Origin of the sequence: Ottowia sp. (assembly GCF_016703145.1) — a bacterium.
Taxonomy (GTDB): domain Bacteria; phylum Pseudomonadota; class Gammaproteobacteria; order Burkholderiales; family Burkholderiaceae_C; genus Ottowia.
This window is the reverse complement of sequence record NZ_JADJCO010000003.1, coordinates 607,612-632,424: the sequence shown is the minus strand read 5'-3', so window position 1 is coordinate 632,424 and position 24,813 is coordinate 607,612. Positions and strand designations below refer to the sequence as shown.

The following is a 24,813-nucleotide window of genomic DNA, read 5'->3' as shown; positions in this document are numbered from 1 at the left end:
AGGTTCGCGGAACATGCCGGCCCATCGCCCAGCCATGGACATGCAGACCAGCGGCAGACTGCTCGCGGCCGCGCTGCTGAAGCAGTCGCTGGGTTTTCGCGACTGCGAACCCGAGGCGCGCCAGGCGCTGACGGAGGCGGGGCACGTGCAGCCCCTGGCCAAGGGGCAGACGCTGCTGCGGCGCGGAGACCCCTTCGAACACCTGCTGGTGGTGGTCGAGGGCGCCGTCGAATCCAGCGTGCTGCACCAGGACGGCCGGCGGCATTTGCTGGCCTTCCTGGGGCCGGGCGACATCGCCGCCACGGTGAGCCTGTGGGATGGCCTGCCCCACCTGAGCGACCTGATCGCCCGCGAAACGGCGACCCGCGTACTGCTGGTGCGGGGGCCGGCCTTTCGCGCGCTGCGCGACCGCTTTGCGTCGCTGGCGCGGGCGCTGGAACTGCAGATGGCCTATCGCTCCCGGCTCATCTACGAACGGCTGCTGGTGGACACCACCATGACCCTGGATGTCCGGCTGGCGCGCCAGCTGCACCTGCAGGCGATCACCAGCGGCCGCCCTCAGCCCGACGGCGTCGCGCTGACCTTGCAGATGTCCCAGGCCGACATTGGCGACTGGCTGGGCGTGAGCCGGCAGCGCGCCAATTTCGCCGTGCAGCAACTCAAGCGCGACGGCTTGATCGCACTGCACTACGCCAGCCTGACCATCATCGACCCGCCGGGTCTGGCCGAGCGGGCGGGCCTTGGCCTGATGCCGAAGCCTGCGGGTTCCTGAAGGGTGGTTGGCATTCACAGGCAGCGATGCTAGGAAGCCTGCCTGGCGCGAACTGCCTGAAACTTGACAGAGCCCCGAATCGCCGGCCCCACCAGGGAAAACACGCAGTCAGGCGTTGTGGGCCGCCGCGCGCATGGCGGCCTGCACGGCCGCTTCGTCGAGGTTCATGGGCGTGTGAGGCGCCTGCGCGCCCGGCTCGATACGCACCCCCTCGATGCGGCCGCTGTAGCGGAACACGCCGCGGCCGGCATAGCGCGGGCTGATGGCCTCACGCCGGTTCAGCCCCACGGTCAGGCCGCCCGACGGCACGCGCACCATGGTGGGCGACAGGTCCACCGCCGCGTGGCAGCGCCGGCTGTTGAGGCTGACGTCGGCCTCGCCCCGGCGCTCGCCCAGGGCGCGGTAGTCGAGCAGGAATTCCTGCGCGCCGGGCTGCAGATCGATCGGGGCCAGCTCGGTCGGGCTGTACCACCACTGGTAGACGAAATGCAGTTGCCCGCGCTCGACGAACAGGCTGATGCCGCAGAAGCGGTCGCCGATCGCCAGCACCACGCCCTCGTCACCCGGCTGCCAGTCGAAGCGGGCCCGCAAGGTGTAAGCGCGGTCCGCGATGAGCGGGCTCACCACGGTGTTGGGCACCCAGCGCACCTGCGGCGCGAAATCGCGCGGCGTGCCCGACTGCGCGAGTTCGTGCGGTGGCACGGTGACCGCCCGGATGTCGTCGCGGTTGTCCAGCGGATAGACGTAGTTCGCGCTGGCGTCTTCCTCGAACTCGGCCACCAGCCGGGCCACGGTGTCGGGGTGGCGCGCGGCCAGGTCCTCGATCTCGGCGGGGTCGTTCTCCAGGTCGAACAGCATCCAGTTGTCCAGCTGGATCGGCTGGCGCGGCGCCTGCAGCGAGACGATCTTCCAGCGCCCGCTGATGTAGCCGCGGTTGGCCTGCAGCTCGTAGTACTGGCGCTCACGCTGCCGGGGCGCGGCGGCGTCGCCGAACATGGCCGCGAAGCTGCGCCCGTCCAGCGCGCGCGTGCGCAGCCCGCGAAAGGTGTCGGGGTAGGCGCCGCCGGTCACCCCCAGCACGGTGGGCAGCAGGTCGGTGACGTGCACCCACTGGCGCCGCAGCGCGCCGGCGTCCGCCAGGCCCTGGGGCCAGTGCGCGATCAGCGGCACGCGGATGCCGCCGGCCATGGGGGTGCGCTTGTAGTAGCGGTAGGGCGTGTTGCTCACCTGCGTCCAGCCGCTGGGGTAGGCGGCGTAGGTGTCGTTGCCGCCCATGCGGCCCTGCGCCAGCAACTGGGCAACGACGGCCGGATCCTCCGGCAGGCCCGAGCGGCGCCCCTGCAGATTGACCACGCCTTCCGGACCGCCGACGGAATTGGCGCCGTTGTCGGAGGTGATGAGGATCAGCGTGTTGTCCCACTGGCCGCTCTGGCGCAGGAAGTCCAGCACGCGGCCGACGTTCTGGTCGGCGTTGTCAATCAGCGCCGCGTAGACCTCCATGTGCGTCGCGAACAGCTTCTGCTGGTCCTCGCCCAGCGTCTCCCAGGCGGGCACGCCGGGGTTGCGCGGTGAAAAGCCGGCGTTGTCCTCGGTCAGCCCCATGGCGCGCTGGCGCTCGAAGCGCTCGCGGCGCAGCGCGTCCCAGCCGGCCTGGTAGCGGCCGCGGTAGCGCGCCAGGTCGGCCGGCTTGGCCTGCAGCGGCGTGTGCGGCGTCTGGTAGGCCAGGTACAGAAAGAAGGGCTTGTCGGGCGCGCAGGCCTGCTGCTCGGCCAGCCAGGACACGGCGCGGCCGGTGTAGTCGTCCGGCGCGAAATAGTCCGGCGGGAACTGGTCGGCCGCGGCCGGCTGGTTGCCCTCGAGCATGCGGTCCGGCTGGAAATAGCTGGTTTCCGCGCCCAGGAAGCCATAGAAGCGGTCGAACCCGCGCTGCAGGGGCCACGAGCTGATGTCGCCGCCCGGCTGCGCGTTGGCGTCGTAGGTGTTGTGCCACTTGCCCGCCGCGAAGGTGGCGTAGCCCTGCGCGCGCAGCAGCTCGGCCATGGTGGGGGCGTCCTTGCTCATCTCGCCCTTGTAGCCGGGGTAGCCGGGGTCGTTGTGGGTCAGCCAGCCGCAGCCCACGCTGTGCGGGTTCTTGCCCGTGAGCAGCGCGGCGCGCGCCGGCGTGCACATGGGCACCGTGGTGTAGCCGGTGAAGCGCAGCCCCCCGGCGGCCAGGCGGTCGATATTCGGGGTGTGGATCTCGCCGCCGAAACAGCCGAAGTCGGAAAAGCCCAGGTCGTCGAACAGGATGACCACCACGTTGGGGCTGCCTGCCGGCGGGCGCCGCGGCGCGCGCCAATGCGGTAGGGACTCGCCCAGCGTGCGGCCGATGCGGCCCTCGAACCCCGCGCCCGGATCGCCCTCGCCCGCAGGCATCGCCGTCTTCGACATCGCTGACCTCTCGCTGTGTTGTGTGCGTCGGCGACGGTAGCAAACAGGACGGGGCGCTGAGTGTCCGGCATTGGACACTTTGGGAATCTCCACGGGTGCATGCCGCCGACGCGGCAGCCCGATTCAGATGCTACTTAATTTGCAGCAGACAAGTCAATATCCACGCTGGCTAGCGCCTCAAATACCTGCCAATACCCGTTCCACGCCCAGGCCCAACGCCAGGATGTCGCGGTCGGTGCCGCCTCGGCCGGCCAGCGTCAGCCCGACCGGCGCCTCGCCGTCCTCGTGGCAGGGCAGCGACAGCGCGCAGCCGTCGAGGAAGTTGATGAACGCGGGGTTGCGCAGGATCAGCGCGTTGGCCGCCGAGTACGCCTCGTCGTGCGGCGGCGCCAGCGCGTCGATGCGCGGCGCGATGCAGGGCACGGTGGGCATCAACAGCGCGTCGAAGCCGGCGATGCGCGCCTCGACCTGGGCGATCCAGCGCCGGCGCGCGGCCAGCAGCTCGACGTAGTCGGCCGCGCCCATGCGCTCGCCGCCGCGCAGGCGGCTGGCCACGCGCGGGTCGTAGGCGTCGCCGGCGCGCGCCAGCAGCGCGCGGTGCCAGGCCCAGGCCTCGGCGGCGGGCAGCGTGCCGCGCGCATGCAGCGGCGCGAACTCGGCGAACTCGGGCACGGCGATGCGGGCCACGCGCGCGCCAGCGGCCGACAGCCGCGCCAGGGCGCGCTCGAAAGCGGCCGCCACGGCGGCGTCCAGGTCGTCCAGCACCACGGTCTCGGGCACGGCCAGCCGCGCGCCCTGCAGGTCGCGCGCGGGCGGCGGCACGGCCGGCTCGCCGGCCAGCACGGCGTCGGCGATGGCGCAGCAGCGCACGCTGGCGGCCAGCGGGCCGACGGAGTCGAGCGAGGTGGACAGCGGCAGCGCGCCCGCCAGCGGCACGCGCCGCTGCGTGGGCTTGAAGCCCGCGAGCCCGCACAGCGCCGAGGGGACGCGCACCGAGCCGCCGGTGTCCGAACCGAGGGCCAGCACCGCCATGCCGTCGGTCACCGACACCGCCGCGCCGCTGCTGGAGCCGCCGGGGATGCGCCCGCCACCGACGCGGTCCCACGGGTTGCGCGGCGTGCCGTGATGCGGGTTGAGGCCCAGGCCGGAGAAGGCGAACTCGGTCATGTTGGTGCGCCCGACGATCACCGCGCCGGCGGCGATGAGGCGGTCGATGACGGGGGCGTTGCGCGCGGCCGGCGCGGCGTCCTTCAGCACGACGGAGCCGGCGGTGGTGACCTGGCCGGCGACGTCGAACAGGTCCTTGATGGAGACCGGCAGGCCTTCCAGCGGGGAGCGCACGATGCCGGCGGCGCGCAGGGCGTCGGAGGCGGCGGCCAGGGCGCGGGCGCGCCCGGCGTCCAGCAGGGTGAACACGCGCGCGCCCTCGCCCGCCGGGTCCTGCGCGCGCGCCAGGGCGGCCTCGGTGAGCGCGGTGGCGCTGGTGCGCCCGGCGGCCAAGTGCTCGATGGTGGGCAGTGCAGTCATATTTTGATAGCTGTTGGCGCAATATCCATGGGGGCTACAGGCCAATTCCGTTCAGAAAATCAGCGTTGCAGCTTGAAGACCGCCGTGCTGGCCCGAGCGTTGGGCAGCCAGCGCACTTCGCGTCCGCCTTCGAGGCCGAAGGCGTCGAGCACCTTCAGGCCGTTCTTGCGCGCCAGCGCCTCGAAGTCCTTGTAGGTGCCGACGCGGATGTTGGGCGTGTCGTACCACTGATAGGGCAGGCGGCGGGTGACGGGCATGCGCCCGCGCGCCACGGAGAGGCGGTTGGGCCAGTGCGCGAAGTTGGGGAAGGCGACGATGCCGGTGCGGCCGACGCGCGCGGTCTCGCGCAGCATGACCTCGGCATTGCGCAGGTGCTGCAGGGTGTCGATCTGCAGCACCACGTCGAAGCTCTGGTCCTGGAACGCGGCCAGCCCCTGGTGCAGGTTGAGCTGCAAGACGTTGATGCCGCGCCGCACGCAGGCCAGCACATTGGCGTCGTCGATCTCGATGCCGTAGCCGGTGCAGCGCCGCTCGCGCCGCAGCAGCTCCAGCAGGGCGCCGTCGCCGCAGCCCAGGTCGAGCACGTGCGCGCCCTCGGGCACCAGGCGGGCGATGCTGCGCATGACGGCCTGGTCGCTCATCGCACGGCCTCCTTGAAACTATCAAAGTAGGAGCGCACGACACCCAGGTAGCGCGGGTCTTCGAGCAGAAAGGCGTCGTGCCCGTGGGGCGCGTCGATCTCGGCGTAGCTGACGTCGCGGCGGTTTTCGAGCAGCGCCTTGACGACCTCGCGCGAGCGCGCGGGCGGGAAGCGCCAGTCGGTGGTGAAGCTGACCAGCAGGAAGCGCGCCCGGGTGGCCGCCAGCGCGCGCGTCAGGTCGCCCTGGAAGGCGCGCGCCGGGTCGAAGTAGTCGAGCGCGCGGGTGATCAGGAGGTAGGTGTTGGCGTCGAAGTAGTCGCTGAACTTGTCGCCCTGGTGGCGCAGGTAGCTCTCGATCTGGAACTCGACGTCCTGGGTGCTGTACTTCAGGTCGATGCCTTCCCGGAGCTGCCGGCCGAACTTCTCGTTCATCACGTCGTCGCTCAGGTACGTGATGTGGCCGATCATGCGCGCGATGCGCAGGCCGCGCTTGGGGATGACGCCGTGGCGGTAGAAGTGGCCGCCGTGGAAGTCCGGGTCGGTGACGATGGCGCGGCGCGCCACCTCGTTGAAGGCGATGTTCTCGGCCGACAGGTTGGGCGCGCTGGCCACCACCACGGCGTGGCGCACGCGGTCGGGGTACTGCATCGTCCAGCTCAGCGCCTGCATGCCGCCCAGGCTGCCGCCCATGACGGCGGCGAGCCGCCGAATGCCCAGCGCGTCCAGCAGGCGGGCCTGGGCATCGACCCAGTCCTCCACGGTGACGACCGGGAAGTCGGCGCCGTAGACCTCGCCCGTGGCCGGGTTGCGGTGCATCGGCCCGGTGGAGCCGAAGCACGAGCCCAGGTTGTTGACGCCGATGACGAAGAAGCGGTCGGTGTCCACCGGCTTGCCGGGGCCGATCATGTTGTCCCACCAGCCTTCGCTCCTGTCCTGGCCCGAGTACACGCCGGCCACGTGGTGCGAGGCGTTGAGGGCGTGACAGATCAGCACCGCGTTGTCGCGGGCGGCGTTGAGCTGGCCGTAGGTCTCGTAGGTCAGCTCGTAGTCCCGGATCGACGCGCCGCTGCGCAGCGGCAGCGGCGCCTCGGAATGCAGGACCTGCGGCGTGGCAATGATCGACATGGCAACAAAAAACCCGGCTCGCCAAAGAGGCGGATGCCGGGTGGTGCGCGGGTGTCCGTCTTTAGCTGAATTTGTTAGAGCGCCCGCAAGCAGGAAAGCAAATCGGCGCTGGCGGACCAGTATAGCGCGCCGGTCAGGCGCGGCCACCTCACAGCGCCCACAGGCCCAGGCCGGCGAAAACCAGCGCCGAGACCCGGTGCACCACGCGGATCGGCACCCTCTTGACCAGCTGGTCGCCGAACCACACCGCAGGCGCGTTGGCGATCATCATGCCCAGCGTGGTGCCGGCCACCACGGCGGCCCCATGGCTGGTACTGCGCGGCCAGCGCCACGGTGGCGATCTGGGTCTTATCGCCCATCTCGGCCAGGGTGACGATGCCGGTGGAAAGGGAGAAAGGCTTCCATGCCGATGCGCCAGGGCGGCGCCGCATTCGTGAATTCAGGAGTTCTTTTTGGCTTTCAACCCTCGCCAGTCCATCTCCTATAGCTATCTTAATAGCAGCAAACGATGCCCAAGGAGGCCGCGCCGAGCGGCGGCCGATTGGAGGGGCGGGGTTGCCGGGCCTGCCCGGGCGGCGCCGAGGGAACGCAATAACCTGCCAACTCTATCGGGAATTATCCCGATGCTTGACTGCCGCAGTTATCGCGCATAATTGCGCGGGTGTGCGCCTTGCACACCCCATGTGGTCTTGCGGTGAACACAGTCAGTTTCCCTTCGTTGCCAGCGCAGCGCAGCTTCGTCGAAGGCGTTTTGCGGACTCCATCGCTTTTCATTTGTCATTAAGGAGTCCCTTTCAAATGGGCAACAAACTTTACGTCGGCAATCTGCCGTATTCGGTGCGCGACAGCGATTTGGCGCAGGCCTTCGGCCAGTTCGGCGCGGTCACCAGCGCCAAGGTCATGATGGAGCGCGATACCGGCCGCTCCAAGGGCTTTGGCTTCGTCGAGATGGGCAGCGATGCCGAGGCGCAAGCCGCCATCACCGGCATGAACGGCCAGTCGCTCGGCGGCCGCAACGTGGTCGTCAACGAGGCCCGTCCGATGGAAGCGCGCCCGCCGCGCTCCGGCGGCGGTGGCTACGGTGGTGGCGGTGGCGGCTACGGCGGCGGCGGTGGCGGTGGTTATGGCGGCGGCGGTGGCGGCGGCTACGGCGGCGGCGGCGGCGGTGGCCGTCGTGAAGGCGGCGGTGGTGGCTACGGCGGCGGCGGTGGTCGCCGCGAAGGTGGCGGCTACGGCGGCGGCGGCGACAGCGGCTTCCGCAGCCCCTACGGCTCCGGCCCGCGCGGCGGTGGTCGCCGCGACGGCGGTGGCGGCAGCGGGGGTGGCTACGGCGGCGGCGGCGGCGACGACTATTGATCCCGTCCCGCGTCCGCCTCAGGGGCGGACGTGCCGCGACACACCAGCAGAAGGCTCCCTCGGGAGCCTTTTTCGTCGCTGGGCCGCTCAAAGAGCAGTCTCTTCGGAAAGCAGCGCACCCAAGCGCAGCGGGGACCGGCCGCAGCGCGCTTCAGCGCCCGTGCTGCCGGGCCTTGCGCGGGCGCCCGGCCAGCAGGCGGTCGAACAGCGCGTTGGGCAGCACCCGCAGCAGCTTGGCGACCACGCCCATCTGCCACGGGATCACGCGGTAGCTGGCGCCCGCGCCGATGGCCTGGAACGCCCGCTCGGCGAACGCCGGCGCCGGCATCAGGAAAGGCATCGCATAGCGGTTGCCGCGCGTGAGCGGCGTGTTGATGTAGCCCGGCACCAGGGTCACCACCCGCACGCCGCTGCCGCGCAGCTCGCCGCGCAGGCTTTCGCAGTAGCTCACCACGCCGGCCTTGCTGGCGCAGTAGGCACCGTGGCCCGGCAGGCCGCGGATGGCCGCCACGCTGGCGATGCCGACCAGCGCGCCGCTGCCGCGCTGGCGCATGGGCCCGATGAAGGGGTGGAAGGTGGCCGCCAGGCCCAGGTTGTTGGTGGCCAAGGTGCGCGCCATGACGTCGAGATCGTCCCGCTCGGCGCTGTCCATGCCGATGCTGATGCCGGCGTTGGCGACCACCACGTCGGGCACACCCTGGTCCGCCAGGCAAGCCCGGCCAGCGGCGACGATGCGGTCGATGGACGCCACATCGGCGCCGTACACCCGCCAGCGGTCAGCCGGCCAGCCCTGCGCCGCCGCCCAGGCGCTCAGTTCAGCCTCGCGCCGGGCCACCAGGGCCAGGCGCCAGCCCGCGGCGGCGTAGCGCTGCGCCAACGCCTGGCCGATGCCGCTGGAGGCCCCGGTGATGAAGGCCAGGCCGCTCACGACATCACCGCTTCGGCTGCAGGACGCCGCGCACGCGCCCCCGCAGGTGGGCCACGCCGGTCTTGTCGTCGTAGTCGAACTGGTCGCCGGTGAAGCGGTCGGGGCCGCGCAGCAGTTCCACCGGCTGGTCGGAACTGACGCGCTCGTCCTGGGTGAAGGCATGCAGGTATTCGCCGCGGAACTCCATGCGCGGCAGGGCGCCGCCGCCGGGCTTGGCCACGGCGTCGCGCACCACGCGCGCGTCGCCGTAGAGCTGGACCTCGGAGCCGTCGCCGTTGGACACCGCGCGCCGCGCCGTCGCCACGGTGGGCAGGCCGCGCTCGTCGTAGGAGCGCATGCGCGGCGCCTGGACCTCCAGCGTGTCGGTGTCCGGGTAGTGGTGGCCTTCCACGCCGGTCAGCTCGGACTTCAGCCGGCCGGTGGGGTCGAAGCTGCGCACCGAGAACTGGCGCATGTGGTAGTCGGGCTCGTGCAGCACGGGGCGCTCGCCATCCTGTCCCGGCAACTCGGGCGCGCTGCGCACCAGCCACCAGGTGCCGAGCGCGAACAGCATCATCAGCAGCGCCGGCAGCCAGGACGAAAGCTGGTCCCGGCCGTAGCGCCACCAGCGCGCGGTGTTCAAGGTGCCGGCCCCAGGTGCTGCTCCAGCAGCCGGCGGTAGTGGCCGCCGGCCACCAGCAGCAGGTCGCAGAACTCGCGCGCCGCGCCCGCGCCGCCGGCCAGGACGGTGACGTAGCCGGCCAGGGCGCGCGCCTCGGCATGCGCGTTGGCCGGCGCGCAGGCGAAGGCGGCATGGCGCAGCAGCGGCAGGTCGGGCCAGTCGTCGCCGATGGCGGCGGCCTGCGTCCAGTCGGCGCCCAGCTCGTGCAGCAGCGCCTGGGCGGCGGGCACCTTGTCCTCGGTGCCCAGGCGCAGGTGGGTCACGCCCAGGGCCGCCAGGCGGGCACGCAGCGCGGGCGAGTCGCGGCCGGAGATGACGGCGGGCGTGATGCCGGCACGTGCCAGCAGCTTCAGGCCGTGGCCGTCGAGGGTGTGGAAGCGCTTGAGCGCCTCGCCGCCCTCGCCGTAGTACAGGCCGCCGTCGGTCAGCACGCCGTCCACGTCGAAAAAGGCCACGCGGATGCCCTGCGCGCGCAGCAGCACCTCGGGCGGCCAGGTGAGTGCCGCTCGGCCGCCCGAAGGGGGTCCAACGTTTTCCGGCGACATCAGATCACCTTCGCCCGCATCAGGTCGTTGGTGTTGAGGGCACCGACCAGCCGATCAGCCTCGTCCAGCACCAGCAGCACCGTGACGCGGCCCTTCTCCATCTGCTCGGCGGCCACGGCGGCCAGCGCGTCCTGGCGGATGGTGCGCGGGCCGGCGTGCATCACGTCGCGCGCGACGAGCGTGCGCAGGTCGCGCCCGGTTTCCACCAGCCGGCGCAGGTCGCCGTCGGTGAAGATGCCGAGCACGCGGCCGTCGGCATCGGCGACGGCGGAGGCACCCAGCCCCTTGCGCGTCATCTCGCGCATCAGCGTGCTGAAGGTGGCCTCGGGGCCGACGCGCGGCACGTCCTCGCCGCTGCGCATGATGTCCATCACGCGCGTGAGCAGGCGCCGCCCCAGGGCGCCGCCGGGGTGCGAGCGGGCGAAGTCCTCGGCCTTGAAGCCGCGCGCGTCCAGCAGCGCCACGGCCAGCGCGTCGCCCAGCGCCAGCTGCGCGGTGGTGCTGGCGGTGGGCGCCAGGTTGAGCGGGCAGGCCTCCTTCTCGACGCCGCTGTCCAGCACCACGTCGGCGCAGCGCGCCAGGGTGGACTGGGCGCCGCCGGTCATGGCCACCAGCGGCGCGCCCAGGCGCTTGACCAGCGGCACGATGGCGGTCAGCTCCTCGCTCTCGCCGCTGTTGGAGATGGCCAGCACCACGTCCACCGGCTTGATCATGCCCAGGTCGCCGTGGCTGGCCTCGGCGGGGTGCACGAACAGGGCGGGCGTGCCGGTGGAGGCCAGCGTGGCGGCGATCTTGCGGCCGACGTGGCCGCTCTTGCCCATGCCCATCACCACCACGCGGCCGGTGACGCCGAGCATCAGCGCCACGGCGCGCGCGAACCCGTCGCCCAGCCTGCGCTTGAGGCCCAGCACGGCGGCGGCCTCGATGTCGAGCGTCTCATGGGCCAGCCGCAGGGCCTGGGCGGGGTCGAAACTCATGCGCCGGATTCTATCGACCGGCACCCGGCGGGCCGCTCGGCTAGCATGGCGCATGGGTTCCCTGGAGTTGACGCTGCTGTACCTGACGGCCGCCGTGATCGGCGTCTCGGCGTGCCGCTGGCTCAAGCTGCCGGCCATCCTGGGCTACCTGGTGGTGGGCGTGATGATGGAGCCCCACACCCTGGGCCTGGCCTTCGGGCAGGACGCGGACAGCATCAAGCACCTGGCCGAGTACGGCGTGGTGTTCCTGATGTTCGTGATCGGGCTGGAATTCAACCTGCCCAAGCTGCGCGCCATGCGGCGCCACGTGTTCGGCCTGGGGCTGGCGCAGGTGGTGCTGACGCTGCTGATCGTGACGCTGGGCTCGCTGCTGCTGGCGTGGCTGGCGCCCGCCGCGTGGCGGATGGGCTGGCAGACCGCGCTGGCGCTGGGCGGCGCCATGGCGATGAGCAGCACCGCCATCGTGGTGAAGATGATGGCCGACCGGCTGGAGCTGGAGTCCGAGCACGGCCAGCGCGTGATGGGCGTGCTGCTGCTGCAGGACCTGGCGGTGGTGCCGCTGCTGGTGCTGGTGCCGGCGCTGGGCTCGGCGCCCGAGGCGCTGCTGGCCGCGCTGGCCCTGGCCGCCCTGAAGGCCGCCGCGCTGATCACCCTGCTGCTGTGGGGCGGCCCACGCGTGATGCGCTGGTGGCTGACCCTGGTGGCGCGGCGCAAGAGCGAGGAGCTGTTCGTGCTCAACCTGCTGCTGCTGACCCTGGGGCTGGCGTGGCTGACCGAGCACGCGGGCCTGAGCCTGGCGCTGGGCGCCTTCATCTGCGGCGTGCTGATCTCCGAGACCGAGTTCAAGCTGCAGGTGGAGTCGGAGATCCGCCCTTTCCACGACGTGCTGCTGGGCCTGTTCTTCATCACCATCGGCATGCTGCTGGACTGGCGGCAGGTGGCGCTGCAGTGGCCGCTGGTGCTGGCGCTGCTGGCGGGACCGGTGCTGTTCAAGCTGGCGCTGATCACCGCCCTGGCGCGGGCGCTGGGCGCCAGCGGCGGCGTGGCGCTGCGCACCGGGCTGTACCTGGCGCAGGCGGGCGAGTTCGGCTTCGTGCTGCTCACGCTGAGCCGGCGCGAGGGGCTGCTGACGCCGGAGCTGTTCCACCCCATCCTGGCGGCGATGGTGCTGTCGATGCTGGCCACGCCCTTCATCATCATGGCCAGCAACCGCATCGTGCTGCGGCTGGTGTCCAGCGAGTGGCTGCAGCAGTCGCTGCAGATGACCTCCATCGCGCGCCAGTCCCTCAACACCAGCGGCCACGTGCTGATCTGCGGCTACGGCCGCAGCGGCCAGGCCATGGCCCGCCTGCTGGAGCGCGAGGGCATCGCCACCATCGCGCTGGACCTGGACCCCGACCGCGTGCGCCAGGCCCGCGCCGCCGGCCAGGCGGTGGCCTTCGGCGACGCGGCCAAGCCGCAGAACCTCGCCGCCGCCGGCCTGGCCCGCGCCAGCGCCGTTGCCCTGACCTACCTGGACCCCGGCAGCGTCCTGAAGACGCTGGCCGCCATCCGCGCCCAGGCGCCGCAGGTGCCCGTGATCGTGCGCACCCAGACCGACCGCGACCTGGAGCGCCTGCGCGCCGCCGGCGCCACCGAGGTCGTGCCCGAGTCGCAGGAAGGCTCGCTGATGCTGGCCAGCCATGCGCTGGCCCTGGTGGGCGTGCCGATGCGGCGCGTGATCCGCATCGCGCAGCAGCAGCGCGAGGAACGCTACGGCCTGCTGCGCGGCTTCTTCCACGGCGCCGACGACGCCAGCGAGGACGAGCTGCAGGCCGAGCGCCTGGCCACCGTCACCGTGCCGCCCAGCGCCGCCGGCCGCCGCCTGGCCGATGCGCTGGCCGGCGCGGGCGAGGTGCGCGCCATCAGCCTGCGCCGCGCCCGGGGCGGCCACGCCGCGGCGCGGGACGACACGGTGCTGGAAGGCGGCGAGACGCTGGTGCTCTCCGGCAAGGCCGAAGCCCTGGCGCGCGCCGAGCGGGCGCTGTCGGCATGAGCCGCCGGGCCGCTCCCAAGGCGAATACCAAGGCGCGCGGCACAATGGCACCGTCCCCCGGACCCCCTTCACCCACGCCCATGACCACCCCCCTGTCCGTCACCGACTACCTGCGCCAGCACATCCGCACCGTGCCCGACTGGCCGGCCCCGGGCGTGCAGTTCCGCGACATCACGCCGCTGCTGCAGAACCCGCGCGTGTTCCGCGTGCTGATCGACGCCTTCGTGCACCGCTACATGGCGCCCGAGCTGCGCCCCGACGTGGTGGCCGGGCTGGACGCGCGCGGCTTCATCATCGGCTCGGTGGTGGCCTACGAGCTGGGCGTGGGCTTCGTGCCCATCCGCAAGAAGGGCAAGCTGCCCTTCACCACGGTGGAAGAAACCTACGAGCTGGAATACGGCAGCGCCACCGTCGAGCTGCACACCGACGCCGTCAAATCCGGCGACCGGGTGCTGCTGATCGACGACCTGATCGCCACCGGCGGCACCATGATGGCGGGCCGGCGGCTGCTGGAAAAGCAGGGCGCCATCGTGACCGAGGGCGCCGCCATCGTCGATCTGCCCGAACTCGGCGGCTCGGCGCGGCTGCGGGCATCGGGGCTGGCGCTGTTCACGCTGGTGGGGTTCGAGGGACACTGAGCCGGCGCATCGCGCTGCGCTCTGAAATTGAGAGCTACTGACCGACTATCCATACCGGCCAGAGATCAATTTCCTATGCAAAGAGGCGCTGTCCACAAGCTCTGACGGCGAGCGCCGACTCAGAGACATAAGCTGTTGATTTATATGGACATAATTGCCAATCTCTCTGAAAATCTCTAATTTCTCTTTGAAATTCTCTCTGTCTTTCGCCAGCAAGGGGCCGTATCAGAACCCATATTCCCGATCACTCCCTGGCAGCGAAGCTTGGTTAACAGGCTGCTGACCTTGTTGGACTTTTGCTTGTCATCCAGCGCATCGCTCAGCTTGCCCATCAACAGCTTGTTGATCTCCGCGCGGTTCGCCTGCCCGAACTTATCCAAATAGTCGGTCAACAGCTTGGCGTAGAAGGCATCGTCCTGCGCCCGGGTGCGAATGTAGTCAGCCTTGCTCGCCGTCGCCTCGGCCACGGTGGCCGACACGTGGTAGTTGGGCTTGCGGCCTTCGATCAAGCCACCGCGCCGCAGGCGGGCTGCGGCCTCGTCCGGGATGGGCAGCTTCTTCTGCACACGATCCAGCGCCAGCACATCCGCCAACGGTAAATCGGTCTTCTGAATTAACAGGCGGCTGTAAGCCGGATCGACCACACCGCCATAAATCGTCAGCTTGACCGCGCCAGGGTCGCTCAGGTCGTAGTCCGGCAGGGGGAAGTAGCGCCGAGCCTGCCCCGCGTAGATCGAATGGATGACTTTGCGGTTTTCTTCGCCCCGCGTGTTGGTGCTGGGGTGGCGCACCTTGTGCTCGATCAGGCGTTTGAGTTCGGCGAGCTTGGCATCGCGCGATGCATCGACAGCTTGGGCCGCATCGGCCAGCAGCGAAAGCTGTTGCTTATCGGTGGCCAGATCGGCCAGCCAGGCGGCCACGTCCATATGCTCCATGCGGTACTTGAGCTTGGCTCCCGCCTGGAAGGCCTGGGCCAGTTCTTCGTCTTCTTCGGTTGGTTCCACGAAGAAATCAGGCTGGATGTCTTCCGCCGTCTCGGCTTGATGTTGCAGGAACGGCTTGAGCCGTTCTTCCAGATCTTCGATCTTGCCGACGGTGCGCTCCATGGTGATGGCGAAGGCGCGCACAGAGCTTTCCAGGCGCTTGAGGAAGTTCACCTTCATCATGCCGATCAGGAACTTCTCCCGGTTTTCCTGGCTGAAATTCTGGACGCGGTGGTCTTCGTATTGCGCCTTGAACGCTTCCAGCACGTACTTGGACGGCTTGAAGATGGAAAGCTGGTAATTGTCGATCTCGTCGTTCAACTTGTCGTAGGAGAGAAAGCGTAAGCGGCTGGCGATCCCCTCTTGACGCTGGCAAGACTGAGCGCAGAAGTCCTCAAGCGGCAGGCATCCAGCGGTGCGGCAACAGTTCGTCGATGCGGTGGTTGGGGTGCGAGAGCAGCCGCTCGAGCACATCCTTGAGGTAAGCCCATGGATCGTGCCCATGCAACTTGGCCGAGTGCACCAGACTCATGACCTTGGCCGCACGCTGGCCGGCCAGTTCACTGCCGGCGAACCACCATGCCTTCCTGCCCATCGCCCAGGGGCGCATGAGGGTTCTCGATATGGTTGTTGTCGATGCTTACCGCGCCATCGTGCAGGAATCGCCCCAATGCCTGCCAACGTCTGAGGCTGTAGTCCAGCGCCGCAGCGATGCCGCTGCCGTCGGGCACGCGTGCGCGCTCCAGGCATAACCAAGCGTGCAATTCGTCCCTAAGCGGCTGGGCATGCTGCTGCCGGTGCGCCAGCCGCTCAGCATTCGTCTTTCCACGCGCCTGGGGTCTCGACGCGGTACAGCCACGCGATGCGCTGCAGGGCTTGCTCGGCCACGGGGCTGGTGTGGGCCTTGGCCAGTTCATCGAACTTGCGCCGCGCATGTGCCAGGCATCCCGCCTCGATACAACCCTGGCGTTTGAACACGGCGTCGTAGCCTGCGTAATCGTCGCAACTGAGCGTGCCCCCCCATTGGGACAGGAAGTCGGCTGGGTATCTGGAGCCCCGACCTCGGCAGAAGTCGTAGATGACACCCGGCATCGCGTCATGCTCGCCTCTGGCATAAGCCCGCACATAGGCCTTGACGGTCTTGCCCGCCCCGGGATCGGGCATCCGCACCGGTATCTCGTCGGCGTGCAGCACCGCAGCGCCCAGCACGAAGGCGCGGTGCGCCTCGTACAGGGGCATCAAGCTGGCGCTGGCCGCGCCGGACCAGGCCGCCAGCGTGGAGCGCGGCGTGTGCACGCCCGAGCGGGCGTTGATCTGCTCTTGCCGGTAATACGGCAGGTGGTCCACGAAGCGGCTGACCAGCGTGTGCGCGAGCAACCCGGCCGTGGGCTGGCCCTTGTCGATGATCTGCGGCAGCACGCTCTCCTGCACGAGGCTGCCTTCGCCCTTGCGCAGGCAGCACTTGCAAACCCACTTGCCGCGGATGTGGCGGTGCACGAAGAACTCCGCCGGCACGATGTCCAGCCGCTCCGAGACGTCCTCGCCGATGCGCGTCATGGGCTGGCCGCAGCCGAAGGATGGGCACAAGGTGCTTTCGGGTTCGTGGCGATGCTCGACACGGCGCAGGTGTTCGGGCAGCGCCTGGCGACGCGGCTTGCGCGGGGCCTGTCCGTCGGCTGGCGGTGCCGATGCCTGGCTACCCTTGCCCTGCAGGGCATGGAGCTGGGCCTCCAGGCTGGCTTGATCCTCGGCCAGTGTCTCCTCGAATAACTGGCGCTGCTCGGCGTTCATGGCCTCGGTCCTGGCGCCGAACCTCCAGGCCTTCAGCCGCGCCAGCTCGAACGTGATGCGCTCGATCCTGGCGTCCTTGAACTTGAGCGCCTGCGCCTGCTGGGCGATCTGCTGGTCGCGCGCGTCGATCTGCCTCGTTTGCTCGGCCATGTGCGCAAGCATCTGCTCGGCGAGCCGGGCCATCGCAGCAGGGTCCAGGGCACGCAGGTCCTGGGCCTTGAGTGCGTGCAGATCGAGCATGTCTTGATTGTGGAATGCCGACCACTACAACGCCATCGGACATTCTCGGATTGCCTTGCCTGCGGCTCACATCCGCGTGATGGTCTTGAGTTGCTCCAGGCGTTGCCAAGGCAGCCCCAGCACCAAGGCGTCGAACTGTTCGCGCGTGAGCGTGATGCAAGAGGCGCCCGCCGCACCTTGACGCGGCCACACGAAGCCGCCCAGGTGCAGGCGCCGCGTGGCGCACCATACGCCGAAGCCGTCGTGCACCACCAGCTTGATGCGGTTGGCCCGGACGTTGGCGAAGAGATAGCCGTGGTGTGCGTGGGCGGCGCCAAAGACCTGGACCACGCGCGCAAGCAGGCTGGTGTTGTTGCGGAAGTTGTGCGATTCGTCGATGACGATCAGGTCGAAGTTGCCCCAGTTGAGCGTTGCCAGGTCAATGCCATCGACGCGGCCGCTGTCACGCGACAGGTCAGTGTGCGAGAGCACGGTGTAAGCGAAGCGATCCTTGAGAAATGGATTCAGTTCGCTGTTGTTCTGGGCGAGATAGACCGTCCAGTTGTCACGTAGCTTCTTGGGGCACAGCACCAGCACGCGGTGGTTGCGCAGCTCGTGGTACTTGATGACGGCCAGCGCCGAGTAGCTCTTGCCCAGACCCACGCTGTCGGCCAAGATGCAGCCGTTGTGCTGGTTGATCTTGTGGATGGCGCCTTTGACGCCGTCTTTCTGGAAGTCAAACAAAGCCTTCCAGATCTCGGTGTCGATGATGGCGGTCTGGTCGAATAGCGCAGCATCGGCTTCCTGCCCGGACAGGAAGCGCTCGAACACGTGATAGAGCGTTTTGAAGTAGACGAACTCTGGCGCATGATCGACGTAAAGCTGCTCCAGGTAGCGTAGAACATCGGCCTTGACATCGGCGACCAGTTTTTCGTCGCCCCAGATTTCATCGAACCATTGTTTGAGGTCCGCCCTGTCGCGGTCGCCATCGACAATGAGGTTTAGTTCTATGTTGGGTGTGTCGGACAGGCCTAGTACATTGACACGTAATTAACGAAACATGAATAGACTCCATTCGTTGCCACTTGGCTCACGAAGGAGTTGTCATGCGCCAGACCGAACTGCACTTGAGCGAGGAGGATCGCTCGGTCATCGAGGAAATTCGCAGCAAGGGTGTTCATTCTTCGCGGGAGGTCAATCGCGCTCATGTGCTGTCATGCCTGGATCGGGGCATCCCGGAGGCCCGGATCATGGCCGTGCTGGGCATCGGTCGCACCGCCGTGTGGCGCACCCGCGCGGCGTATCTGCAAGGTGGGGTCGACCTGGCGGTGTTCGACGTGGCGCGCTCGGGTCGACCTCCGCGGTATGACACCGACGCCCAAGCGCGGGTGACGGCACTGGCCTGCTCGGCGCCTCCCAAGGGCCGGCAGCGCTGGACGATGGTCGAACTCGAACGTGCTGCCCGCCAGGAGCCCGGTCTGGGCACGGTGAGTCGGGAAACCGTGCGACGCATGCTCAAAAACGACCTCAAGCCCTGGCGCCGACTGATGTGGTGCATCGGGGCGTTGACCGAGGAGTACCGCGCGCGCATGTACAACCTGCTCGAGCTGTATGCGCGGCCGGTGTCCAAGGCCGAACCCGTGATCTGCATCGACGAGAAGAGCTTTGCAACTCCTCGGTCACGGTCGCGAGGCGCTGCCCATGGCCTCGCACAGCCCGCTCAAACAGGACTACGAGTACAAGCGCCACGGCACCACCAATCTGTTCGTGGCCGTGGAACCCAAGGCCGGCCAGCGCATCGTCTCGGTCACCGCGCACCGGGGCAAGGTTGACTTCGTGGCCTTCATCGGCGAGCTTCTCACCGGCGCATACGCCCAGGCACGCCGTGTTCATCTGGTGCTGGACAACCTGAACACTCACTTCAGAAAGTGCTTCGACGATGTGCTGGGCCGGCGCGCGGCCGCAAGGCTCTTGCGTCGCGTGCAGTTCCACCACACACCCAAGCACGCGAGTTGGCTGAACATGGCGGAGATCGAGATCGGCATCTTGAGTCGTCAATGCCTGGACCGGCGAATCCCCAACCGCGACCTGCTGCGATCCGAGGTTGATGCTTGGCAGCAGGCGCGCAACGACCAGCGACGAACCATCGAATGGCGGTTCACTCGACAGGATGCGGATCAGAAACTCGCTACGCATTTCGTTCCGAAATTTGCGTGTTGATGTACTAGTGGCATGGCTGCGTCTTGCCAGTCGATGTAAAGGTCCAGCCCGTGCTCCCGCAAGTAGGCTTGGAGACCCAAAGCTAGTTCACGGTCATGGTGGCTATGACAGAGAAATGCGGTCCTTTGGCTCGCCCGCTTAACAACGCCCGCCTGCACGCCAGAGCGCCGAGCTGCGTTTCGTAGATTGGCTTGGTCAATTGGCACCTATGGTTCCTCTCGGTAAGCCTCCGGATCAAGGAGGGGACGTTGGTAGGGGAGAAGGTCGTTAGGCATCTTCTATGAAAAACGAACTTCCATAGATTTCGCAACTTTTGCCTCGCCGTTTCGCGTCTTATGCCTCGCTCTACACCGCCCTGTTGAGCGTTTCATAAGATGCGACACCGCCCACTTATGAATCAACAACTTACGCGTTCCCGCGAAGCATAAGCTGCGAAAGTTGCAGCCATAAGGTGCGAAACCGCTACCGGCTGCGCGGTCATGGGCAAATGCCGGCGGAGAAGATGTGCGGGGAGGCCCATGGCGAGGTGCATTGTTCAGGCGTAGTGCTCAGCACACACCAATGTTGCTGCAGTTTATAGCGAGAAAGCCGCTTTATTTGGAACCAGTTCTGTCAGTCCGGGCAGAGCTGCGTCGTGCCGGGAACCCTGTAGTTCGAGGTCCTGCCGCTTGCGCGCCAGTTCATCGTCGGTGGCCAGACGATCCACGTCGCGCTCCAGCCCGAGGACACGCAATCGTGGCGTCGCCTTTTCCAACCGACGCAGCGTCTCGCGCGACACCCCAGACCTTTGCTGAACAGCTCGCCTTCCACCGTCGACGCTTGCGAACTAGCCGTAGCTCCCAGTGTGGGGAGTTGCTTGGCAATTACGCCACATTGAATAACACCATCATTACACCATGTGTAAAGATGGTGTTGACTAATGCAGAACTCTTGGATAGACTTTCGAGATGGAAGTTGAGTTTGACGATGACGACTTAGACCGCCTCGAGACCGATCCGCAATTCACGGCAGGCCACGCGCAAGAGGTCGTTCGGGCGTACCGAAAACGGATGCAGCAGATTCGCGCTGCTCGGGACGAGCGCGACTTCATGCAGCTGAAGTCGCTTCACTTCGAGAAGCTGAAGGCAGACCGGCAAGGTCAGCATTCGGTGCGGCTCAATCTGCAGTGGCGCCTGATCCTGGAAATCCGCGGCGCCCATCCCTGCAAGGTCGTTGGAATCGTCGAAATCGTTGACTACCACTAGAAGTTTTGGAGAACCTATGAACGCACGTGTACCCGCCGAAGTGTTCCCGCCTGGCGAGTTCCTGCGAGAGGAACTGGAGGCGCGGAGCTGGACCCAGCAGGAGCTGGCAGACATCCTGGACCGCCCGCCGCGTCTTATCAGCGAACTCATTGCTGGCAAGCGGGCCATCACCCCGGAGACCGCCAAGGGTCTCGGCGAAGCCTTTGGCACTTCGCCCGACTACTGGATGAACCTGGAGAGCCAGTACCAGCTCTCCAAGGTAACCGTGCCCAACGACCACGTGGCCCGCAAAGCGCGCCTGTACACCCAGTTCCCCGTGCGCGAAATGCTCCGCCGTGGGTGGGTCCGCACCAGCGAGAGTGTTGAGGTGTTGGAGCAGCGCTTCTGCGAGTTCTTCAACATCGCGGACGTCTCGAGCGTCCCGGAACTGAGCCACGCCGCGAAGAAAACGCATGCCATGACAGACACCACGCCGTTGCAGCTTGCGTGGCTGTTTCGGGTGCGGGCCATCGCGAATCAACAAGTGGTGCCAACGTACTCGAAGGCGAAGTTGCTCGCGGCCATTGAAGCGCTACGCAAGCTCATCCTGTCGCCTGAAGAGGTGCGACATGCGCCACGCATCCTTGCCGAAACGGGTGTGCGGCTGGTTTTCGTCGAATCGCTTGCAGGGTCAAAGATGGACGGGGCGTGCTTCTGGCTGGACGACGCCAAGCCCGTTATCGGCATGACGCTGCGGTTCGACCGCATCGACAACTTCTGGTTCGTGCTTCGCCACGAAATCGAGCACGTCCTGCGCGAAGACGGCAAGGCCGAGAACCGTCCGGTCATCGACACCGATGTGGGTGGTGACTCGAAGGAGGAGCTTCCGGAGTGCGAGCGCCTGGCCAACGCCGCCGGAGCTGACTTCTGCGTGCCCTCGGTCGAACTTGACGACTTCATCGCCCGGGTGCAACCGTACTTCTCCGAAGAGCGCGTGCTGCGGTTTGCGCAGCGTATTCAGGTCCACCCAGGATTGGTCGTCGGGCAACTACAACGTCGCCTCGGCCGACATGACTTTCTGCGCAAGCACCAAGTGAAGGTGCGTTCGTTCGTGCTGCCGTCGGCTGACGTCGACGGCTGGGGATCGTTTACCGAGTAACTGTTGTCATTGGAGGTTCACATGTCTGCGTACGGGAATCAGGTCAAGGCATACATCGAGCGCTACCAATCCGAGGTCGGGGGCGACGGAATGCTCGATCCTCACGCGGTGGCTGAGTGGGCCTACAAGCATGGCCTTCACAAGCCGAGCATTCGCACGGTCGTCGATGCAATTGCCTCGGACATCTCGCAATACTTCCGCGAGGAATACCGAACCAGCGAAGATGGGCAGAGCTACCGTGCCAAGCATGCCGTCCGCGTCAAGAAGGGCGAGCGCACCATGTCGCTGTGGGCGGACATGGATGACGACAAGGCCCCGCGCTCTCACTTCGTCCGGTCGTTCTCTCAGCGGCGCCAGCAGATCGTCGGCGACTGTTTCCAGCTCAAGACTGATGTGGACGTCTACAACGGCAAGAACCAGAGCAAAGACCCCATCCAGGTGCCGCTCAACTTCACGCTGGACGTGGAGGAGCTGCAGTTGCCGCTCAAAGGTCGGAAAGCCGCCTGAAATCCCCGCCCTGTCGGTGAATAGAAGAAGGTCTCCACATGCCCATCGCCGCTGCGATTCAAGCCCGCCGCTTGCTTCACTTCACCTACGACGGGTTCCGGCGCACCGTTGAACCCCATACGTATGGCACCGACCGCAAAGGTCACAAGGCACTACGGGCCTACCAAGTGGGCGGAGGAAGCGAGTCCGGCGAGTTCGTCGGATGGAAGCTCTTCCATGTCCACGAGATGCATGGCATCAGCGCCGCGCCGCAGGCCTTTCATGGACCGCGCCCGAACTACAAGCGGGGTGACCAAGCTTTTGCCCGTATCGAAGCCCAGCTTTGACGGACCGATCCGGCAGTTCCGGCTTAAGGCGGCCCACCGCAGGAAGTTCTGCCTGACCATCGTTCAAGTCACGCACCATGCACGGCTTCGAAGCGCACCTTCCAGGTCCCGTCGTACCCGTCGGTGAACTGGACTGTCCTGAACCCAGCCGCCTGCGCCTTCTCGACGATGCCGGACTTGCTCAGGTCATTGGCGGTGATGGGCGCACCCTGGTGCCTCTCATCAACGACAGCACCTCCGAAATCACCCCGGCGTACAGCTACGAAGAGGCCGCAGCCTTGCTGGCCGAGGCGGCTGAGGAAGGCGTGGACGTGGCCTCCGAAACCCTGCGCCGCGACGTGCTGAATCGGTCAGTGGAGCGGGCGCCCAAGGGCCGCAAGGGGCGTAAAGACCAAAGCGGACGTGCGCCAGCCAACAAGGCTGCCAAATCCAAGGAAACCGCCACACAAGCCCGGCGGCACGCCGCTGTCGAGCGGAGCGCCAACAACCCGCTGCCGCCTCGCTTTCCAACCCTGGGTCATCCGCCGCTCGGGTCGCCACAACCGAGTTCGATGGCGTGGTCGGTATCGAGGACGTCGACAGCTGGGAGGACCTGCGCTACGTGCGCCTGGGTGACGCAGCCCACCATGGCCAGATGACGGTGCCCACGCTGCGCCGCGCCATCGCTGCTGGCCAGGTCCAGTACCGCACGCGCCGGCTCGGCACCAAGGGCAAAATGTACGAGGTGCTGCGCACCGATCTGGACCGCATCGTCGCCGTGCGGCAGGGATGGATGACGGAGGCCGCGGCCAGCAAGGCACTGGACGTGCCGCCGAAGGTGCTGGCCAACATGGCGGACGCCGGCCTGGTCGAGGCGGACTACGGCTGGGTGAAGGACGTGCTCAAGGGCGGTCCGATCCGCGTCAGCGCGGTGGAGCAGGTGCAGGCGAAGCTGCTGGCGAACGTTGCTGCATCCGCGGCCGCCGGCGAACGCATCGCCTTCCGGGACCTGACCAGCCGGCGCCTGGGTGACAACACGGCCATCCAGACGCTGATGCGTGCCATCCAGATCGGTGAAGTCCAGGCGCAGGAGCCTGCCGCCACGGTGGGTGCACTGCAGTACCTGCTGTCCGACGTGCGGCGGTTCTTTGGCACTCCGCTGCTGGAGGCCGGGCTGTCGGTGAACCAATTGGCCAAGCTGACGGGCTGGAAGCACGAGAGCATCGACCACTGGATCGAGCAGGGGCTGCTGAAGTCCTATTCCATCATGTTGCGCGGCCAGCCGTGCCGCGTCGTGATGCCGGCCCAGCTCCTGGAGTTCACCCGCACCTACATGCCGGTCAACGACCTGGCCAAGCTCGTCGGGCAGCGCGCCTGGAATCTGACGAAGCAGTTGACGCCCATCGGCGTCATCTCCGGCAGAACCAATGCGGTTGGCTGGCAGCGAGGTGCGTTGGTCCGGCTCTCAGACGTTGCAGCCATGGCATTCAAGGCGGCCAACCTCGGAACGCTTCGGGCGCGTGGAGTGCGGGGACGCCCCCCGGCAGAACCTGATGGCGCCGCAACCGCTGGAGGTATGCCATGAACGAAGTCGAGTTGGGACAAGCCCTGAAGCGTCTGCTCGACGAACGAGGCATCTCCGAGTGAAAGCTATCCCGGCAGGCGAACGTGAAGATCGAGCTGGTTGCTGCGGCACTGAAGGGTTCGGGGAGTGTCCCTTTGACGGCATGGTGCCGATTGGCCTTTGCACTACGGGCCGAGGTCACGCTGAGTCCCGCGCTAAGCCAGGCCAGGGTCGTCGGTCCCGTTGAGACCGTCGTCGACCGCGCACTGCTGGCGCTCCAGGAGCGGGCAGGCGTTGAAGACACCCCGCGTCAACAGCCGTCAGGTGATGGCGTTGGCGCATTCGTTTCCGGTCATCGCGCGCTCCTGGATCGGCTGGAGGAGTTCGCGCGGACGCCGGCCTTCGCGCGCCTACAGGCTACCGTAAGCACCTGCGGCGCGGGCGAGTCGGCCGCCTGGCTCGCCGGCTGGCTGATTCAACCTGCCGTCGGATTGGGCGGTTTGCCAATCGACATCGTTCTCGAGCCAGGTGGCCTGGACCGGGTAAACGAACAGCTCCAAAGAATCATGCTCAATCCTGGGGGGCTACGTGATTGATCCGGAGACCCAACAGTCATGCCCCATCATCTTCCTGGATATGGATGATGTCGTCGTCCTGAGCCGGACTTCGGCATTCGACAAGCGCCGCGTCCATGAATTGGCGCCGGATGTTTGCCGACAGCTGATCCACCCACCGGCGGGGCAGGCGCTTACGGAGTTGCTGCAAGCGTTGCCTGCCAAGATCGTCGTCACGTCCCATTGGGTGCGGTTCACGTCCCGCGCCGCCTTCGAGAGACTTCTGCGCCTGGCGGGCTATGAGCAGGTTGCCCTGTCGCTTCACGACGCCTGGAGCGCACCGCGAGGTCCGGCGGCCATCAGGGTGGAAGTCATCGACGCCTGGCTTGCGGAACACCATCGCGACGAACCGTACTGTGTCCTCGACGATGAGGCCAGCGGCGCGAGCCTCGTCGGGTCAGCCCACGACAGGGCGGGTCGGGTGCTGCTTTGCCGTGTGGGTGTCGGGCTCCACCGCGGGCACCTACCCTTCATCCACAAGGCCCTGACAACGCCTTGCCCGTGATGTCATGGCCATGGCGGTGAACGCGGCCCATTGCGTGCCGCCCTATACCGGGAAAGTTGGGGCCCTCGCGCACGCCGCCTTGATGAGAC

General features: G+C 67.5%; 24 protein-coding genes and 3 pseudogenes. 14 read left to right on the top strand and 13 right to left on the bottom strand.

Translation table 11 applies throughout. The features are described 5' to 3' along the window. Positions 1-34 precede the first annotated feature (34 nt). Complete coding sequence (locus tag IPG65_RS06635; protein ID WP_293188455.1) at positions 35-772, top strand: Crp/Fnr family transcriptional regulator; 738 nt, start codon at positions 35-37, stop codon at positions 770-772. A 108-nt stretch (positions 773-880) separates the two neighbouring features. Here the strand turns inward: IPG65_RS06635 and IPG65_RS06630 are convergent, their stop codons facing one another. The 5 genes and pseudogenes from IPG65_RS06630 to IPG65_RS06610 form a co-directional block, all read right to left on the bottom strand. Further along, positions 881-3,202, bottom strand: coding sequence for an arylsulfatase (locus tag IPG65_RS06630; protein ID WP_293188454.1), 2,322 nt, complete (start codon positions 3,200-3,202; stop codon positions 881-883). Between the two features lie 177 nt (positions 3,203-3,379). Then, on the bottom strand, positions 3,380-4,729 hold the full coding sequence (locus IPG65_RS06625) for an amidase (RefSeq protein ID WP_293188453.1): 1,350 nt from the start codon (positions 4,727-4,729) through the stop codon (positions 3,380-3,382). Between the two features lie 59 nt (positions 4,730-4,788). Further along, complete coding sequence (gene metW, locus IPG65_RS06620) at positions 4,789-5,370, bottom strand: methionine biosynthesis protein MetW (RefSeq protein WP_293188452.1); 582 nt, start codon at positions 5,368-5,370, stop codon at positions 4,789-4,791. Beyond that, positions 5,367-6,494 carry a homoserine O-acetyltransferase gene (locus tag IPG65_RS06615; protein ID WP_293188451.1) on the bottom strand — a complete coding sequence of 376 codons (1,128 nt, stop codon included), beginning with the start codon at positions 6,492-6,494 and terminating at the stop codon, positions 5,367-5,369. The genes metW and IPG65_RS06615 overlap by 4 nt, the downstream gene beginning before the upstream one ends. A 148-nt stretch (positions 6,495-6,642) precedes the next feature. Then, positions 6,643-6,862 (bottom strand): annotated as a pseudogene (locus tag IPG65_RS06610) (TMEM165/GDT1 family protein); the annotation flags it as partial. Positions 6,863-7,292: 430 nt separating this feature from the next. Here IPG65_RS06610 and IPG65_RS06605 point away from each other — a divergent pair. Further along, positions 7,293-7,850 carry an RNA-binding protein gene (locus tag IPG65_RS06605; RefSeq protein ID WP_293188450.1) on the top strand — a complete coding sequence of 186 codons (558 nt, stop codon included), beginning with the start codon at positions 7,293-7,295 and terminating at the stop codon, positions 7,848-7,850. Positions 7,851-8,001: 151 nt separating this feature from the next. Here the strand turns inward: IPG65_RS06605 and IPG65_RS06600 are convergent, their stop codons facing one another. The 4 genes from IPG65_RS06600 to IPG65_RS06585 are packed head-to-tail and all read right to left on the bottom strand — an operon-like array spanning position 8,002 to position 10,961. After that, positions 8,002-8,778, bottom strand: coding sequence for an SDR family oxidoreductase (locus IPG65_RS06600; protein ID WP_293188449.1), 777 nt, complete (start codon positions 8,776-8,778; stop codon positions 8,002-8,004). A 4-nt stretch (positions 8,779-8,782) separates the two neighbouring features. Continuing rightward, on the bottom strand, positions 8,783-9,400 hold the full coding sequence (gene lptC / locus IPG65_RS06595; RefSeq protein ID WP_293188448.1) for an LPS export ABC transporter periplasmic protein LptC: 618 nt from the start codon (positions 9,398-9,400) through the stop codon (positions 8,783-8,785). After that, positions 9,397-9,984, bottom strand: a complete 588-nt coding sequence (locus IPG65_RS06590) for an HAD hydrolase family protein (RefSeq protein ID WP_293188447.1) — start codon at positions 9,982-9,984, stop codon at positions 9,397-9,399. Before IPG65_RS06590 ends, lptC begins: the two co-directional genes overlap by 4 nt. Next, entirely contained in the window at positions 9,984-10,961 is a 978-nt protein-coding gene (locus tag IPG65_RS06585) for a KpsF/GutQ family sugar-phosphate isomerase (RefSeq protein ID WP_293188446.1), read from the bottom strand. Before IPG65_RS06585 ends, IPG65_RS06590 begins: the two co-directional genes overlap by 1 nt. Positions 10,962-11,013: 52 nt before the next feature. Here IPG65_RS06585 and IPG65_RS06580 point away from each other — a divergent pair, with 52 nt between their 5' ends. After that, on the top strand, positions 11,014-12,996 hold the full coding sequence (locus IPG65_RS06580) for a cation:proton antiporter (protein WP_293188445.1): 1,983 nt from the start codon (positions 11,014-11,016) through the stop codon (positions 12,994-12,996). A gap of 80 nt (positions 12,997-13,076) precedes the next feature. Further along, positions 13,077-13,634 (top strand): adenine phosphoribosyltransferase, encoded by a 558-nt coding sequence (locus IPG65_RS06575; protein ID WP_293188444.1) that lies wholly within the window; start codon positions 13,077-13,079, stop codon positions 13,632-13,634. Positions 13,635-13,810: 176 nt separating this feature from the next. Here the strand turns inward: IPG65_RS06575 and IPG65_RS06570 are convergent, their stop codons facing one another. From IPG65_RS06570 to tnpB, 3 genes and pseudogenes are all read right to left on the bottom strand, one after another. After that, positions 13,811-14,938, bottom strand: a complete 1,128-nt coding sequence (locus IPG65_RS06570) for a hypothetical protein (RefSeq protein WP_293188443.1) — start codon at positions 14,936-14,938, stop codon at positions 13,811-13,813. 73 nt (positions 14,939-15,011) lie between these two features. Next, positions 15,012-16,591: pseudogene (locus tag IPG65_RS06565) on the bottom strand (IS66 family transposase). Between the two features lie 123 nt (positions 16,592-16,714). Then, positions 16,715-17,458 (bottom strand): IS66 family insertion sequence element accessory protein TnpB, encoded by a 744-nt coding sequence (gene tnpB, locus IPG65_RS06560; protein ID WP_293188442.1) that lies wholly within the window; start codon positions 17,456-17,458, stop codon positions 16,715-16,717. Between the two features lie 275 nt (positions 17,459-17,733). Here tnpB and IPG65_RS06555 point away from each other — a divergent pair. Further along, positions 17,734-18,084: pseudogene (locus IPG65_RS06555) on the top strand (helix-turn-helix domain-containing protein); the annotation flags it as partial. Between the two features lie 244 nt (positions 18,085-18,328). After that, the gene (locus IPG65_RS06550; RefSeq protein WP_293188441.1) at positions 18,329-18,847 is read left to right on the top strand and encodes an IS630 family transposase; all 519 of its coding nucleotides are present in this window, start codon (positions 18,329-18,331) and stop codon (positions 18,845-18,847) included. A gap of 574 nt (positions 18,848-19,421) precedes the next feature. Here IPG65_RS06550 and IPG65_RS06545 read toward each other — a convergent pair. Then, a complete protein-coding gene (locus tag IPG65_RS06545; RefSeq protein WP_293188440.1) occupies positions 19,422-19,625 on the bottom strand; it encodes a hypothetical protein in 204 nt (67 codons plus the stop codon). 169 nt (positions 19,626-19,794) lie between these two features. Here IPG65_RS06545 and IPG65_RS06540 point away from each other — a divergent pair, with 169 nt between their 5' ends. The 8 genes from IPG65_RS06540 to IPG65_RS06505 all read left to right on the top strand — a co-directional run bounded on the left by IPG65_RS06540 (position 19,795) and on the right by IPG65_RS06505 (position 24,724). Next, positions 19,795-20,091: a type II toxin-antitoxin system RelE/ParE family toxin gene (locus IPG65_RS06540; RefSeq protein WP_293188439.1), complete on the top strand. Its 297-nt coding sequence runs from the start codon at positions 19,795-19,797 to the stop codon at positions 20,089-20,091. A 16-nt stretch (positions 20,092-20,107) separates the two neighbouring features. Continuing rightward, positions 20,108-21,229, top strand: a complete 1,122-nt coding sequence (locus tag IPG65_RS06535; protein WP_293188438.1) for a HigA family addiction module antitoxin — start codon at positions 20,108-20,110, stop codon at positions 21,227-21,229. 21 nt (positions 21,230-21,250) lie between these two features. Further along, positions 21,251-21,736: a hypothetical protein gene (locus tag IPG65_RS06530; protein WP_293188437.1), complete on the top strand. Its 486-nt coding sequence runs from the start codon at positions 21,251-21,253 to the stop codon at positions 21,734-21,736. A gap of 38 nt (positions 21,737-21,774) precedes the next feature. Next, entirely contained in the window at positions 21,775-22,062 is a 288-nt protein-coding gene (locus IPG65_RS06525) for a hypothetical protein (protein WP_293188436.1), read from the top strand. A 77-nt stretch (positions 22,063-22,139) separates the two neighbouring features. Continuing rightward, the gene (locus IPG65_RS06520) at positions 22,140-22,700 is read left to right on the top strand and encodes a hypothetical protein (protein WP_293188435.1); all 561 of its coding nucleotides are present in this window, start codon (positions 22,140-22,142) and stop codon (positions 22,698-22,700) included. Next, positions 22,619-23,626 (top strand): hypothetical protein, encoded by a 1,008-nt coding sequence (locus IPG65_RS06515; RefSeq protein WP_293188434.1) that lies wholly within the window; start codon positions 22,619-22,621, stop codon positions 23,624-23,626. The genes IPG65_RS06520 and IPG65_RS06515 overlap by 82 nt, the downstream gene beginning before the upstream one ends. Before the next feature lie 83 nt (positions 23,627-23,709). Further along, complete coding sequence (locus tag IPG65_RS06510) at positions 23,710-24,201, top strand: antitoxin Xre/MbcA/ParS toxin-binding domain-containing protein (protein ID WP_293188433.1); 492 nt, start codon at positions 23,710-23,712, stop codon at positions 24,199-24,201. Then, positions 24,194-24,724, top strand: coding sequence for an HAD domain-containing protein (locus IPG65_RS06505; protein WP_293188432.1), 531 nt, complete (start codon positions 24,194-24,196; stop codon positions 24,722-24,724). The genes IPG65_RS06510 and IPG65_RS06505 overlap by 8 nt, the downstream gene beginning before the upstream one ends. Positions 24,725-24,813: the final 89 nt, after the last annotated feature.

What these genes read in the sequence shown, in the direction of transcription:
- IPG65_RS06635 (WP_293188455.1), top strand. Translation starts at nt 35, where the DNA reads ATGGACATGCAGACCAGCGGCAGACTGCTCGCGGCCGCGCTGCTGAAG.
- IPG65_RS06630 (WP_293188454.1), bottom strand. Translation starts at nt 3,202, where the DNA reads ATGTCGAAGACGGCGATGCCTGCGGGCGAGGGCGATCCGGGCGCGGGG.
- IPG65_RS06625 (WP_293188453.1), bottom strand. Translation starts at nt 4,729, where the DNA reads ATGACTGCACTGCCCACCATCGAGCACTTGGCCGCCGGGCGCACCAGC.
- metW (WP_293188452.1), bottom strand. Translation starts at nt 5,370, where the DNA reads ATGAGCGACCAGGCCGTCATGCGCAGCATCGCCCGCCTGGTGCCCGAG.
- IPG65_RS06615 (WP_293188451.1), bottom strand. Translation starts at nt 6,494, where the DNA reads ATGTCGATCATTGCCACGCCGCAGGTCCTGCATTCCGAGGCGCCGCTG.
- IPG65_RS06605 (WP_293188450.1), top strand. Translation starts at nt 7,293, where the DNA reads ATGGGCAACAAACTTTACGTCGGCAATCTGCCGTATTCGGTGCGCGAC.
- IPG65_RS06590 (WP_293188447.1), bottom strand. Translation starts at nt 9,984, where the DNA reads ATGTCGCCGGAAAACGTTGGACCCCCTTCGGGCGGCCGAGCGGCACTC.
- IPG65_RS06585 (WP_293188446.1), bottom strand. Translation starts at nt 10,961, where the DNA reads ATGAGTTTCGACCCCGCCCAGGCCCTGCGGCTGGCCCATGAGACGCTC.
- IPG65_RS06580 (WP_293188445.1), top strand. Translation starts at nt 11,014, where the DNA reads ATGGGTTCCCTGGAGTTGACGCTGCTGTACCTGACGGCCGCCGTGATC.
- IPG65_RS06575 (WP_293188444.1), top strand. Translation starts at nt 13,077, where the DNA reads ATGACCACCCCCCTGTCCGTCACCGACTACCTGCGCCAGCACATCCGC.
- IPG65_RS06550 (WP_293188441.1), top strand. Translation starts at nt 18,329, where the DNA reads ATGGCCTCGCACAGCCCGCTCAAACAGGACTACGAGTACAAGCGCCAC.
- IPG65_RS06540 (WP_293188439.1), top strand. Translation starts at nt 19,795, where the DNA reads ATGGAAGTTGAGTTTGACGATGACGACTTAGACCGCCTCGAGACCGAT.
- IPG65_RS06535 (WP_293188438.1), top strand. Translation starts at nt 20,108, where the DNA reads ATGAACGCACGTGTACCCGCCGAAGTGTTCCCGCCTGGCGAGTTCCTG.
- IPG65_RS06530 (WP_293188437.1), top strand. Translation starts at nt 21,251, where the DNA reads ATGTCTGCGTACGGGAATCAGGTCAAGGCATACATCGAGCGCTACCAA.
- IPG65_RS06525 (WP_293188436.1), top strand. Translation starts at nt 21,775, where the DNA reads ATGCCCATCGCCGCTGCGATTCAAGCCCGCCGCTTGCTTCACTTCACC.
- IPG65_RS06520 (WP_293188435.1), top strand. Translation starts at nt 22,140, where the DNA reads ATGCACGGCTTCGAAGCGCACCTTCCAGGTCCCGTCGTACCCGTCGGT.